We start from the raw sequence: 12,513 nt of genomic DNA, 5'->3' as shown, positions 1-12,513 counted from the left end.
CCTTACTGCGGTGAGCTCTGGTGACTGATGTGGTCATGCAGTGCGTTCCCGAGCCAGCGGCGCATATCGGAGTAGGGAGAGAGGAACGCCGCGTGGAAAGTGTCCGGGAAGACCTGGAGGGTGACGTCGTTCCCGGCCTCATGTAGCGCTCGCGCATAGGCGGTGACGTCGTCGATGACCGGATCGAGTTCGCCGACCGCGATGATGGCCGGGGGGAGGTCGTCGAGTCGCTCCGCCTCGAGCGGCGTGGCGTACAGACGCTCGCCGCTCCGCTCCATCGGAATGGAATCGCCACGGTAGCTCTGCCAGGCCGACCGGAGAAGTTGGGCGGAAGGGAATGCGGTGGGATCTCGCCGATAGGACGGCGCGCGACACTGGGGGTCGAATGGCGGGTAGGCGAGAACCTGTGCGGCCAGCGGCATGCCGCGATCACGCCGGACCAACGCGGCACACGCCGCGATGGTGCCGCCTGCGCTGTCGCCGCCGACAGCCAGGAGCGGGCTCTCCCCATCGTCGTTGGCCTCGGCCCAGGCCAGCGCGGCCAACACGTCGTCGAGCTGGGCGGGGTGACGGTGCTGCGGTGCCAGCCGGTAGCCGACGCTGATCACTGTCCAGCCGGACACGCAGGCGAACTCTGTCGTCGCCCCGTGCCACTGGTCCAAGGAACCCGTGATCCAGCTGCCGCCGTGGGCCCAGACCAGTAGGCCGCCAGAGCCGGCCTCGGGCTGGAAGATCCGGATGGGTATGAAGTGGGTCCCCGCATCGATGGCGAGGTCCGCGCACCGCACTCCGTCGCCCCCCATCAGACCTCCTGATGCGCGGCACGCGCAGAAGTGGGCTTGTGCAGGAAGGCCAGACTGGTGAGGACGCCCACCAGCACGATGGCGGCGTTCACCGCGATGGCCACCTTCAGGCCGCCGAGCATGGCCGCCGCACCGGTGCCGACGATCGCCGACGTGGAGATGGCACTCATGATCGGGGTGCCCATGGTGATGCCGATCTGCTGGGTCATGGTGGCCAGGCCGGTCGCCAGGCCCTGCTCACGGTTGGGTAGGCCGGAGGTGGCGGTGACCATGAACCCGACAATGACCAGCATGTTCCCGACACCGCCGGCGAAGGTGGCCACAAGGAGCAGCCACATCGAGGAACGGTCGTCTCCCAGCCCGAGCAGGGCGGCAGTGAAGATGGTCTGCACCAGACCACCGGTGATGAGCGTGGAGCGGGTACCGATCCTGCCGATCACCTTCGGCGCGATCGAACCGCCGACCACGGTGCCGAGACCGAGCACACCAAAGGAGAGCCCGGCTGCCAGTGGCGAGAAGCCCAGAACGTTCTGCAGGTAGAGCGTCAGCAGGAAGACCAGGGAGGTCTCGGTCAGGAACGCGATAAACCCTGCGATGTTCCCCCAAGCGACTGTGCGCTTGCCCAGCACTCCCAGCGGCACCAGGGGTGCGACGGCCCGCCGTTCGACGAGGTAGAACACCACCAGCAGCAGCCCGCCGACGGCCAGCGGGCCGAGGGCGCTGGTCGCGCCCCAGCCGTGTTCTCCGGCCTGGGTGAGGCCGAAGACGATGGCGAGCAGTCCGAGGGTGACACTGAGCGCGCCGGGAACGTCCAGCTTCGGCCTGCTCGCCGGCCTGGACTCTTTGATCACGGTAGGTGCCACGATGAGCACGAGCGCGGACACCGGTACGTTGATGAAGAACGCCCACCGCCAGGAGAGCAGGTCGGTCAACAGTCCACCCAGGATGGCGCCGGTGGTGAAACCGGCAGACATCAACGCGCCGTTGAGGCCGAGTGCCCGTTCCCGCAGGGGACCCTCCGGGAACGACGTGGTCAGCAGGGAAAGCCCGGCCGGGGTGACCGCCGCGGTGGCCAGTCCCTGGAAGATCCGAGCGATGATCAGTGCTTCTGGACTCTGCGCCAGGCCGCCAATCAGCGAGGCGGCACCCAGGACGACAAGCCCGCCCAGAAAGATGCTGCGGCGGCCGAGGAGGTCCGCCAGTCTGCCGAACAGCAAGGTGAACCCGGCGGCGCAGAGCGCGAAGGCGGTGGCGATCCACTGCAGATGCGCCAACGAGAAGCCCAGCCCTTCACCGATGACCGGCAGGGCAACGTTGAGGATGGAGAAGTCCACGGCCAGCATGAACTGGGCAGCCAGCAGGATGACCAGCACCAGCAGCAGCCGGGGAGTCAGCCGTTGGGGCGCGCTCTGGGACGCGGCCTTGGCGGCGATGTCGGCGGTCGACATGATCGTGAGAGCCTTTCCTCTCGGTAACTATGACGAGAAAAGGTTCATCCGTTTCCCAGTGGTCAACCAGAACCGGGATCAGGCTGGCATCCGGGAAGGTAGTCATTTCATGACCAGGGTTCCGCTGGCACTCCGCTGTTCTCAGCACGCATCATGAAACCCGTGGACAGAGCGAAGGAACTGGGAGACTTTCTCAAGAGCCGGCGGGCCAAACTGAATCCCGAGGAGCTGGGGCTGAAGGCGTACGGCACGCGCCGACGGGTGTCGGGGCTGCGCCGCGAGGAACTGGCGATCCTCGCCGGCGTGAGCGTGACCCACTACACCCGCCTGGAGCAGGGCCGAGCGGCGGGCGCCTCCGATGCCGTGCTCGACGCGCTGGCCCGCGCCCTCCAGTTGACGGAGGACGAAACGGCCTATCTCAAGCATCTCGCCCGGCCCTCGGCGCCCGCGCGGCCGGTCCCGCCGCGGCCCGAACACGCGAGTCGCTCGGCCCGGCAACTGCTGGAAGCGATGGCAGAGGTGCCCGCTCTGGTGCTGGACCGCAGGAACGACATCCTGGCCTGGAACCGACTCGGCCACGCGCTGCTCGCCGGCCACATAGACCCCGCGGCCCCCGACAACGCGTCTGTACGGCCCAACCTGACCCGAATGGTCTTTCTTGATGAGCATTTCCGCGAGCTCTACCCGAACTGGCCTGAGGAAGCCACGCTCGCCGTCGCCTCCCTGCGCCTGGTGGCTGGACGTCATCCGGATGACCGCAGGCTGGCCGAGCTCATCGGCCAGCTTGTCATCCAGAGCGAGGAATTCGCCGCACGCTGGGCCCGGCATCCGGTACGAACGTGCACCTCAGGCATCAAGCAATTCTGTCACCCAATCGTGGGCTCGATGGAGCTCTACTTCGAGAACCTCCTCATCCCCGGCAGTTCGGGACAGCGCATCACCGCCTACAGCGCCGCATCAGGTTCGCCCTCTGAGACCGCACTGCGTCTTCTCAGTCTTTCCGCCCAGGAGTTTGAACCGGTGATGACAGCCAGCGAGCAGGCGGATGCCCGGCGGCAGGACGCGAATCCGCGTTCCGAAATGGGGCTTTAGTCTGCAGCCGAATTCGGAATGTTATGGTCTCCAGCGTATTTTGGTGTACGAAAGGGGCGCTCTTGTTACTCGGCAGCACACGAGATACGGCACCGGTTGACGTACACGCAGTGGATGCCTTGGCCGATGAGGTCTTCGCTTCCCTGTCTCGGGTCGACCAAAGGCGGTGGGCTCGTGTCTATCTACGGGGACTGCTGCTCACCCAGGGAAAGAAGTCCATGCGTCGCCTCGCCGAAACGGCCTCGGGGTCACCGTCATCCTGGCATTCGCTGCAGCAGTTCATCAACGGAAGCACCTGGAGTTGGGATGCGCCGCGCCGTGCGCTGGCCGCGTGGGTGGAGCAGCGAGCCTCTGTTCGCGCGTGGACGATACCGCAGATCACGCTCTCCAAGCGGGGCGATCGGCTGGTTGGGGTGCATCAACGGTTTGACTCCCAAACAGGGCGCACGGTGAACTGCCAGGCGGTGACTACCCTGTTCCTCTCCTGCCCTGGGGCGAACTTCCCAGTGGACTGGCACTTGCACCTGCCCGAGGAATGGGTCAAGGACGACCAACTGAGACAGGAGGCACGGATTCCCACGACGGCTACCTCGGAGCCGAGCTGGCAGCTCGCCCTCGATCTCATCAAACGTTCGGTGCGACGGGCGGGAAGGCCGAATGTGCCCATAGTGGCTGACCTGAGTGAAGCCGGCGAGCTGGGCGCTGCCATATCCACGCTTGAGTCGCTCAAGGCCGGCTTCGTCATCGCGGTCAATCCCCGGTTGAGGGTGGCCGCTGATGAAGTACCCCGGATGCACCGCTCCGGTCATTTTTCTCAACACGGTGCCGCTCTCAGTGCGTCGAGATGCCTGGAGCTGTACCGCCGCCGGTACGTGTACACGGCCACAATGATGGGTGACAACGGTGACTTCCGCCAAACGCAGATCCTGTCAGCATTGATCCGCCTGCCCGCCAGCCCCCGGCATGTCTATCGGTTGTTCGCCGAGCCGGGCGACGATGTTCCCGAGCAGAGCCCCATCTGGCTGACGAATCTCACAGAAAGACGGCTGGAGGAACTCCTCGAACTCGTCGTCATGCACGCAAGCTCAAAGGTGACGGTGAACTGCATGAACGAGCGTTTACAGTACCTCGGCTTCTCTGGCCGCTCCTACCCGGGATGGCACCACCACACGACCCTTGTCTCCGCCGCCTACGCCTACTCGCGCCTCGCTCACCCGGCTCTGCCTGCCAGAGCCGCGGCCTCCCAAATCGCCTGACAAGGTGCCAGGAGAACTCATCCGAACCTGTCAGTTACCCCTGGAGGTGTTCAGGCAGACAGGCATACCGGCGAACGGTCAAGGGCCTGATCACCGATCTTGGTGATCAGGCCCTTGACCTGCAATTCCCGCCGGTTACCCCGCGCCAAGGTCAAGCAGGCCGGAGTTCGCGATGAGTACCCCCAACTGGCAGCGACTGCGGGCACCTAGCTGCTCGTAAACCTTGGATATATGGGCGCGGCAGGTACGTACGCTGATGCCGATGCGCTTCGCGATGACCTCATTCGTCTCGCCGTCGGCCAAAAGCCGAATGATGGACATCCGGATACTGGTCAGCGCCTGCTCGTTCGCGGATGCTCGATTCTCCTCGAGGAACGGCGAACCCAGCTTCCAGAAACACTCGAAGACGCTGACCAGTGAGGCGATGACCGCAGGGTGCTGCACGGCCAGGCCCGTCTCGCGGTCGCCGTAGGCCATCGCGCCCCAGCATGGCAAGGGTCGACGGCCATGCGGCGTCGAGGGCGGCCGCGCCGAGGTCGCCATGTCGGACGAGCGGCTGCATCACTGGCTCGCCCGGCTCGAAGCCTTCGGGCTGCTGTGAGCACAGTCTTCGGGCAACTGCGCTACGGTGCGTCGGACTGACAGCGGATCGATCTGTACGCTCCGGATCCGCCGCCGACCACCTCCGCGGCCGGCTCCGGGCGGCTTCCACCCGCTGTGGTACTGGTCCACGGTGGCTCTGGCGCCACGAACGCACTGCCATGGACCTGGAACCCCTGGCCTGCGCGCTGGTCGAGCTCGGCTACCGCGTCGCCGTGGTGGAGTACCGGCCCTGCTGGGACGGCGGGGCCTGGCCGACCGCGGTCCACGATTGCCGGGACTCCCTGCGGGCCCTCGCCAGCCAGGGGGAGCACTGGGAGGACGCCGTGCTCGTCGGGCATTCCGCCGGGGCACATCTGCTGTTGTCCGCGGTGGCCGGATCCGGCGCCGCATCCATGCTGCTGCTCGCGCCGGTCGCCGAGCTCGAACGGGCGGCGGCTCTGGACGTAGGCAAGGGCGCGGTGGCCGGCTTCCTCGCCGCGCACCTGGCTTCCGGCGGCGGTATCGCCGACGCGACGCCCCGGATCACCGCACGCGACGTCGAGTCGGTGACCGTTGTCGCGGCCGGGTGCGACCAGGCCGTGCCCGCAGAGCTGACGGACCATCAACAGCTATGGCTGGAGTCTCAGGGCGTGCCCGCCCGCCTGGTGCAGGTGGCCGGCGCACGCCACATGCACCTGGTGAACCCCGACCGCCCGGCGCACCGCACGGTTCTGCGGGAACTGGCCGAACTCGCCTCCCGCATTCCGGCCCCGGGAGGAAGACGATGACCGCAAGTACCGTCGAGGAACAGCCGGTTGACGCCAGGGCGGGACAGGGCGTCCGCTCCGCGGTGCCGTCCAGGGCGTTCGACTCGCTGACGGCCGATCCGCGCAAGCAGGCGGCGTACCGGCTGGACACCTACGCTCGCGAGGGGCTCGAACTGTTCCGTTCGCCCGGCGCCCGCGCCTGGCTGCAGGCCACGACCTTCGTCGTCCTCAAGCCGGACGCGGTGGCCGGCCGCCGCTGCGGCCTGATCCTGGACGTGCTGGGGGAGGAGGGGTGGGTACCGCTCGCGGCCCGGCTCTTCACCTTCGACCCGCTGCTGACCCGCGAGATCTGGCGGTACCAGTTCAACGCGGCCTCCCAGCAGCGCATCGCGGTGGTCGATCACCTGCTGGGCTCCGGGCCCTCGATGGTCGTGCTGCTGCGGGACACCAAGCGGGACGCCGGCCTTCCGGCGAGCGTGCGGCTGACCGCAGCCAAGGGCGCCGCGAATCCGCTGGTGTGCGTCCTCCGCCCGCGCCCCCGAAGCACGCCGGCGGTACCGGGACCGGGCCCGCGCGTGGCATGACGGGCTCGCTCGTAGGCTCGAGGCCTGGGAGGAGCGCAACGGCGAGTTGGATCTGGTCGTTCTCGCATACCACCGATGGATCGAGGGTGACCTCCTGACCCGTTACGCGGGCACGATGATCAACCAGCATCCGGCCGACCTCTCCGACCTCGACGACAGCGGCGCCCGCAGGTTCACAGGCAAGGACCCGGTCCGCTCGGCGATGGCGGCAGGCCGCACGACGACACGCACCTCCTGCTTCGCCGTCGACGAGACCCGGGACGGCGGTGCCGTACTGGCCATGGGACCCCAGGTGCCCGTGCAGGGCAGACAGGCGGCCGGTGAACCGGCACCGCGCCGGAACCTCTCCGGCCGCCTGAACCGTCGCGAGTCTTGAACCCTCGTGCGTGAGCGCTCGTGGCACCAGTGCTCCGAAGGAGGCGCAGGGCGTTACAGTCCACCGGCGACGTCGAGCAGGGTCCCGGTGACATAGCCGGCCTCAGGTGAGAGCAGCCAGGAGACGGCTGCGGCGATCTCGGCGGGTTGGGCAGGCCGACGCATCGGGATGGATGCGGCGACTCGCTGGGGCCGGTCGGCGTCTCCGGCACGGGCATGGATCGTGGTGTTGGTAGTGCCGGGGCATACGGCGTTCACGTGGATGCCTGAGGATGCCAACTCCTTGGCCAGGCCGACGGTGAGAGCGTTGATCGCGGCCTTGGTGGCCGCATAGACGACGTACTCATGAGGTGCGCCGGTGCGTGCGGCGATCGAGGACACGTTGACGATGTCGCGACGTTCGCCCGACGGCCGATCGCTCCAGCGTCGTGCTGCCTCGCGGCACAGTCGTGCGGTGGCGACCAGGTTGACCTCGGTGATGCGTCGCAGGTCGTCGTCGCGCAGCGACGTGAACGGGCCCAGCGGTCCGGTCACTCCGGCGTTGTTGACCAGCGCGACCAGTTTCCCCTTCGACTCGGCGAGATCGAACAACCGGGCGGGCGCGTCAGGGGCGGTGATGTCGAGGCGGACTCCCCAAACCGGTGCGCCGACCCCGCAGGCTCGCTCCACTTCGGCCGCATCGGTATCGGACGCGGAGTGGGTGAAGAGCACCGCCCGGCCCTGCCGGGCGAGGCGTTCCACGATCTCGCGGCCGATGCCCCGGCTGCCTCCGGTCACGATCACGACGGGAAACGGGGACGCTGACGTCATGGCTGTCGGCTGTCCTTTCATTGATGGTTCAGGTCCGCCGTGCGATGGCCACGGCGAACAGGCCGAGAACGGTGAAGCCCATGGCCGCGGCCCGATAGGAGCCCAGCGGAATCATGTTGAGGGTCACCGCGTAGAGCCCGAGGGCGGAAAGAGCCAGGGCCAGGCGAGTGTCGCGGAAGAGCCGGCCTCCATGCCCAGCCCGCCTCCGGGAACTCTGTGGTTTCGCGGGCGACCAACAGGTCACCATCACTGTTGTAGGGCCCTCGCGCCAGGCGGTCTTGAACGATTGTGCCGACCAGATGTCGCCTGGTTACGTTGATGATGACCTCAGGCCGTGAACCACAAGCGCAGCTCCATCGCAACCTGTTGCTGTACCGGAGCATGGAGCTGGATCGACAGCAGCAAGGATGGCGACTCCCACCAGAGTCAGCAACCCTGGATGCGGGAGATCGCAAGCATGCTCGAAGGCTCTTCTGCCTTCCGGCGATTATGGTGTCCCGATGAAGGTCATCACGAATGCGGGTCGCTTCTGCGCCACGAATCAAGCAGCGTACGAAGAACATCTCCGCGTCCCATGCCTCAGCCTCGGAACCTACTCGATCCCTGCAGGCCGGCTCGACCCGCAGAAACCCCATACCGAAGATGAGATCTACGTCGTCCTCGCCGGGCACGCCAAGCTATGGACGCCTCGGAGCACCGTCGAGGTCCAAGCAGGCAGCGTCATTTTCGTCCCAGCAGGGGAGGAGCATCGTTTTATCGAGGTCGATCGAGATCTCACCGTTCTCGTGGTTTTCGGTCCAGCCGAGCAGACAGCAAACGAGGCGGATCCAGAGTAAGCAGTCCAGGGATCACGAACAGGGTGAGGACGGAAGGCTGACCCGCCGGGCCATTGCCCGCCGGCCGAGCAGGGCGGGCCCGGCTTCGCCGCGAGAACAAGATCCTCCGCGAGGAGAAGGAAATCCTGCCCTTCTGGCGGCCGATCTGGCCTTTCCGCTCGGCGTCGTCGCGTTGGGCTTCGAGGGTGGGCCGGAACTCGAGGGTGGTGACGAAGAAGGTGCAGGACTCGCAGATCGACTCGTGACTCGTACCGCTGCCCATCACATCTGAAACGGATGGTTAGGATGGGCGAGGTGCGCCGGGAAGCCTGGTCGGCAGGTTGTTGATTCCGACCCTTGCCTGGAGCCGACCATGTCCGACACCCCACGTCCGACGTTTCGTCTTTTCACCCGCGGTTCACAGGCCGAGTCCGGTCGGATCGCCGATATCCTCCGCAAGGAGACCATCGGCGGGACATTGCTGCTGGCCGCCGCACTCCTCGGTATGGCCTGGGCCAACTCCCCCTGGTCGAGCTCCTATGAGTCGCTGCGCGCTTACACGGTCGGGCCCGCTGCGCTGCACCTCGACTTGTCAGTCGCCACCTGGGCTTCCGACGGGCTACTGGCCGTCTTCTTCTTCGTCGCCGGGCTGGAACTCAAACGCGAATTCGTCGCCGGTGACCTGCGCGACCCGCGGCGTGCCGCGGTGCCGATCGCGGCGGCGATCGGCGGAGTGATCGTCCCCGCCGTGCTGTATCTGCTGGTGAACCTCAACGCCGACACCGGATCGCACGAGGGGTGGGCGATCCCCACCGCCACCGACATCGCGTTCGCGCTGGCGGTGCTCGCGGTCGTCGGCCGGTTCCTGCCCTCGGCGCTGCGCACCTTCCTGCTCACCCTCGCCGTGGTCGACGACCTGCTGGCCATCGCCATCATCGCGATCTTCTACACGGCCCATCTGTCCGTGGTCCCGTTGCTGACGGCCCTGGCTCCCCTGGCCGTCTTCACCGTGCTGGTCCAGCGTGGGGTGCGCTCGTGGTGGCTGCTGCTGCCGCTGGCCGCGGCCACGTGGGCGCTGGTGCACTCCTCGGGCGTGCACGCCACGGTCGCCGGGGTGCTGCTCGGCTTCGCCGTACCGGTCCTGCGCGGCGAACGGGCCGGGAGGCCGGACACTGGACTCGGTCTGGCCGAACACTTCGAGCACCGCTTCCGGCCGATATCGGCCGGGGTGGCCGTACCGATCTTCGCGTTGTTGTCCACAGGCGTGTCCCTGGGCGGGGTGGGCGGACTGGGCGCGGCGCTGACCGATCCGGTGACTGTCGGCATCGTCGTCGGGTTGGTCGCCGGTAAGCCCCTGGGAATCATGGCCGCGACCTGGCTGGTGGCCCGCTTCACCCGGGCAGACCTGGACGAGGGCCTGGCCTGGATCGACGTGGCCGGACTGGCGATCCTGGCCGGCATCGGGTTCACTGTGTCCCTGCTCATCGGGGAACTCGCCTTCGGCGCCGACCCCATCCGTGACGCTCAGGTCAAGGTAGCGGTCCTGACTGGTTCCCTCGTCGCGGCACTGCTGGCGGCGGTGCTGCTGCACCTACGCAACCGCGCCTATAGCGGCCCGCAGGACGGCGAAGCGGGTAATGACCAGCGTGCCGCCCCGCCGAGAAGCTCTCGAATGTAAGCGCGGGCTGTATCGCTCAGGTAGAAGCGGGATGGGCGACGAGGGTCACCCGGCACGGAGGCTTCTTGGGAGACCTTTCCGAGCTCCAGACCCGGCGACTTCCCGGTCGGCGAACGCTGGCTCGTGAGACCCAATGTGATCATCGACGATATGGTCGAGCATCCCGCCGTCGGTGAGGTCGGCCGAGTGCTTGTGGAGATCACCCGGCGCGGCCGCGCCGCTGCGCGGGCAGGGCTTGATGAACCTCGTGAACCAGACCCTGCCGCCCATCTGCTCTCGGAGTGGCTATGGGGAGTCTTGGCGCATGTCGCTGCTGCGGGAGCCGCTTGGCCTGGAAGATGACCAACTGGCGGGTCGCTCCCTGTTCTTCATCGGCGTGGGCTACAGAGGTAAAGCCGGGGGTCGGCCGAGCCGCGGTTTCGTGGATTCCGTGCCCCTCATGGCACCGGAGGACACGCACGTCGCCGAGTACAGGTGGCGACTGACTCAACTCGGCAGACGCCACATAGCGGCGTACCTCAACGTCTATCGGCAGCTCTGTCCGCGCGTCAATACCACAGGACTCGATGTGCGCGCGAGCGACATACCATAATTGAATAGCTCCTTCTCCTTGCGGAATATGCCGGGGCCGTGGTGTGGCCCACAGGTCGAGGGCGATTTGGGACGCCAGCATGTTTTGCGCCGCTCGCTCGGTGGCTTTCGTGCTCTCCAACTCGGCGAGCTGGGCCCGGTCGACCGCTTCCCGCGCCTCCGGGGTGCTCCGCAGTACTCTCCCGAATTGCGAGCCGAAGTCGTCATACGTGTTGGAGGACGGGCACACGTGCGCGCAGGCCGCTCGCGATTTCAACCTGGTCGCGGAAACGATTCGCAACCGGGTGAACGTCGAGCAGGAAAGGCGCAAGGCTCGACTTCTTCGCCACTTACCCTGCCTTCCGGGCTCACAAGAACCCTAATTGGGTCCGTGTCCGAAATTCTCTGGGCACCCCACCACGCCCGCCCGGAAATCCACGGTCCACGGCTGTCGCAATCACCCGTCCGGGCACGTCGTCCACGGTCGCCACCAGATGACCGGCGAGCCGCGCGCGGAGAATGGACACCAGAAAACTCCGGTCCCCGGTTGCGCAACAAGCGCTTCTCATGGCAATCTGACTTCACTCTCAACGGAGAGTCGGCACGGACTCTCCTAAGGGGAGAAGTGTATCCGTCCCCCATCCCTATCGTCTTCACGGAGATCACCACGGGTTTGCCGTTGCCCGGTTCGCGCAGTAAAGGTGTTTGCTGGTGAGGACCACGGCGATCTCACCGCCCGGATCGTTCCGCAGTTCGTCGGCTCCATCCTGGACAAGCTCGTAGATCTGACGCTCGCCGTAGCCGCCTTCCTTGATCGAGAGAACGGCAGTAGCGCTTCGACACTATTCGTCACAAAGAAGCAATCGGAATCCGACGTGCAAGTGATTCTCGACGAAGGGCACAGGCTGTTCGGTGAGAACCGCGTACAGGAGGCCATGGGCAAGTGGCCCCGTTTACGCGAACAGTATGGGGACACCGCTCTGGCTCTCATCGGCCCTCTCCAGCGGAACAAGATTCGGGATGCGGTGAAACTGTTCGACCGAATCGAATCCTTGGATCGTCTATCCCTGGCGACAGCATTGGCGCAATATCGCGACGATCACGGAATAGCATTGCCCGAAATGTACATCCAAGTGAACGTCGGCCGTGAAGCCCAGAAGTCGGGAGTTGATCCGGAAGCCCTGTTGCAATTCCACCGTAGCTGTGAGATGGAGCTTGGTCTGGAGATCTCGGGGCTAATGGCAATACCGCCGGCGGCCGAAGACCCACGCTCCTACTTCCGTACTCTCGCAAACCATGCGATGGAATTGGGAGTGCCGAACATCAGCATGGGGATGTCGGGCGACTTTGAGACAGCCATCACTTGCGGGAGCACACAGGTTCGGTTGGGTACTGTCATCTTCGGTGAGCTGAAGAAGTAGACAGGTGCCATTCTTTCTCGCCTTCGCATTCCTGTCGGCATTTGTCGACGTCTTCGTGGCGAACAGGCTCCAAGGCGGATCACCTCTGGCAGTCGCTGCGATCAGCTTTACAGCAGTCATATTGGTGGCCCTTGGGGTTTGCCGATTCACGGGCGGTATTCGCAGGACACAAGCAGCGTGGAGCAAGCATCGGCGCACATACGTCTATTTGAACATAAGCTCGGTCGTAACGTGGGTATCGTTACTCTTTGCGTTACGGTACTCGGAGCCTGCAATAGCGAATGTTATATCGATTGCGTCTACCCCCGCAGC

12 protein-coding genes are annotated in these 12,513 nt (G+C 65.9%); 8 read left to right on the top strand and 4 right to left on the bottom strand.

Annotated elements, in window-relative coordinates:
- Positions 1-2: 2 nt before the first annotated feature.
- Positions 3-803: an alpha/beta hydrolase gene (locus Mth01_RS24215; protein ID WP_204018242.1), complete on the bottom strand. Its 801-nt coding sequence runs from the start codon at positions 801-803 to the stop codon at positions 3-5.
- On the bottom strand, positions 803-2,251 hold the full coding sequence (locus Mth01_RS24210; protein WP_204018241.1) for an MFS transporter: 1,449 nt from the start codon (positions 2,249-2,251) through the stop codon (positions 803-805). The genes Mth01_RS24215 and Mth01_RS24210 overlap by 1 nt, the downstream gene beginning before the upstream one ends.
- 153 nt (positions 2,252-2,404) lie before the next feature.
- Between Mth01_RS24210 and Mth01_RS24205 the strand changes: the two genes are divergently transcribed.
- Both Mth01_RS24205 and Mth01_RS24200 read left to right on the top strand, forming a co-directional pair.
- On the top strand, positions 2,405-3,343 hold the full coding sequence (locus Mth01_RS24205) for a helix-turn-helix transcriptional regulator (RefSeq protein WP_204018240.1): 939 nt from the start codon (positions 2,405-2,407) through the stop codon (positions 3,341-3,343).
- A gap of 23 nt (positions 3,344-3,366) precedes the next feature.
- Positions 3,367-4,599, top strand: coding sequence for an IS701 family transposase (locus tag Mth01_RS24200; protein ID WP_239089957.1), 1,233 nt, complete (start codon positions 3,367-3,369; stop codon positions 4,597-4,599).
- Between the two features lie 135 nt (positions 4,600-4,734).
- On the opposite strand, the gene Mth01_RS24195 is transcribed toward Mth01_RS24200, so the two are convergent.
- Positions 4,735-5,076: a response regulator transcription factor gene (locus tag Mth01_RS24195; RefSeq protein WP_204018238.1), complete on the bottom strand. Its 342-nt coding sequence runs from the start codon at positions 5,074-5,076 to the stop codon at positions 4,735-4,737.
- 11 nt (positions 5,077-5,087) lie between these two features.
- Here Mth01_RS24195 and Mth01_RS24190 point away from each other — a divergent pair, with 11 nt between their 5' ends.
- From Mth01_RS24190 to Mth01_RS24180, 3 genes are read left to right on the top strand one after another with little or no spacing between them, the layout of a single operon-like run.
- The gene (locus Mth01_RS24190) at positions 5,088-5,969 is read left to right on the top strand and encodes an alpha/beta hydrolase (RefSeq protein WP_308440838.1); all 882 of its coding nucleotides are present in this window, start codon (positions 5,088-5,090) and stop codon (positions 5,967-5,969) included.
- On the top strand, positions 5,966-6,532 hold the full coding sequence (locus Mth01_RS24185; protein ID WP_204018236.1) for a nucleoside-diphosphate kinase: 567 nt from the start codon (positions 5,966-5,968) through the stop codon (positions 6,530-6,532). The genes Mth01_RS24190 and Mth01_RS24185 overlap by 4 nt, the downstream gene beginning before the upstream one ends.
- Before the next feature lie 46 nt (positions 6,533-6,578).
- Positions 6,579-6,908 carry a formyltransferase family protein gene (locus tag Mth01_RS24180; RefSeq protein ID WP_204018235.1) on the top strand — a complete coding sequence of 110 codons (330 nt, stop codon included), beginning with the start codon at positions 6,579-6,581 and terminating at the stop codon, positions 6,906-6,908.
- Positions 6,909-6,961: 53 nt separating this feature from the next.
- Here the strand turns inward: Mth01_RS24180 and Mth01_RS24175 are convergent, their stop codons facing one another.
- Positions 6,962-7,717: an SDR family NAD(P)-dependent oxidoreductase gene (locus tag Mth01_RS24175; RefSeq protein WP_204018234.1), complete on the bottom strand. Its 756-nt coding sequence runs from the start codon at positions 7,715-7,717 to the stop codon at positions 6,962-6,964.
- Positions 7,718-8,217: 500 nt separating this feature from the next.
- Here Mth01_RS24175 and Mth01_RS24170 point away from each other — a divergent pair, with 500 nt between their 5' ends.
- From Mth01_RS24170 to Mth01_RS24160, 3 genes are all read left to right on the top strand, one after another.
- On the top strand, positions 8,218-8,553 hold the full coding sequence (locus Mth01_RS24170) for a cupin domain-containing protein (RefSeq protein WP_204018233.1): 336 nt from the start codon (positions 8,218-8,220) through the stop codon (positions 8,551-8,553).
- Positions 8,554-8,905: 352 nt separating this feature from the next.
- Complete coding sequence (gene nhaA, locus Mth01_RS24165; protein ID WP_204018232.1) at positions 8,906-10,210, top strand: Na+/H+ antiporter NhaA; 1,305 nt, start codon at positions 8,906-8,908, stop codon at positions 10,208-10,210.
- A gap of 1,271 nt (positions 10,211-11,481) precedes the next feature.
- Positions 11,482-12,201 carry a YggS family pyridoxal phosphate-dependent enzyme gene (locus Mth01_RS24160; protein WP_204018231.1) on the top strand — a complete coding sequence of 240 codons (720 nt, stop codon included), beginning with the start codon at positions 11,482-11,484 and terminating at the stop codon, positions 12,199-12,201.
- Positions 12,202-12,513: the final 312 nt, after the last annotated feature.

Origin of the sequence: Sphaerimonospora thailandensis (assembly GCF_016863115.1) — a bacterium.
Classification (GTDB): Bacteria; Actinomycetota; Actinomycetes; order Streptosporangiales; family Streptosporangiaceae; genus Sphaerimonospora; species Sphaerimonospora cavernae.
This window is presented reverse-complemented; position numbering and strand designations above follow the sequence as displayed.

What these genes read in the sequence shown, in the direction of transcription:
- Mth01_RS24195 (WP_204018238.1), bottom strand. Translation starts at nt 5,076, where the DNA reads ATGGCCTACGGCGACCGCGAGACGGGCCTGGCCGTGCAGCACCCTGCG.
- Mth01_RS24185 (WP_204018236.1), top strand. Translation starts at nt 5,966, where the DNA reads ATGACCGCAAGTACCGTCGAGGAACAGCCGGTTGACGCCAGGGCGGGA.
- Mth01_RS24215 (WP_204018242.1), bottom strand. Translation starts at nt 803, where the DNA reads ATGGGGGGCGACGGAGTGCGGTGCGCGGACCTCGCCATCGATGCGGGG.
- Mth01_RS24205 (WP_204018240.1), top strand. Translation starts at nt 2,405, where the DNA reads ATGAAACCCGTGGACAGAGCGAAGGAACTGGGAGACTTTCTCAAGAGC.
- Mth01_RS24210 (WP_204018241.1), bottom strand. Translation starts at nt 2,251, where the DNA reads ATGTCGACCGCCGACATCGCCGCCAAGGCCGCGTCCCAGAGCGCGCCC.
- nhaA (WP_204018232.1), top strand. Translation starts at nt 8,906, where the DNA reads ATGTCCGACACCCCACGTCCGACGTTTCGTCTTTTCACCCGCGGTTCA.
- Mth01_RS24175 (WP_204018234.1), bottom strand. Translation starts at nt 7,717, where the DNA reads ATGACGTCAGCGTCCCCGTTTCCCGTCGTGATCGTGACCGGAGGCAGC.
- Mth01_RS24170 (WP_204018233.1), top strand. Translation starts at nt 8,218, where the DNA reads ATGAAGGTCATCACGAATGCGGGTCGCTTCTGCGCCACGAATCAAGCA.
- Mth01_RS24200 (WP_239089957.1), top strand. Translation starts at nt 3,367, where the DNA reads ATGGTCTCCAGCGTATTTTGGTGTACGAAAGGGGCGCTCTTGTTACTC.
- Mth01_RS24190 (WP_308440838.1), top strand. Translation starts at nt 5,088, where the DNA reads ATGGCAAGGGTCGACGGCCATGCGGCGTCGAGGGCGGCCGCGCCGAGG.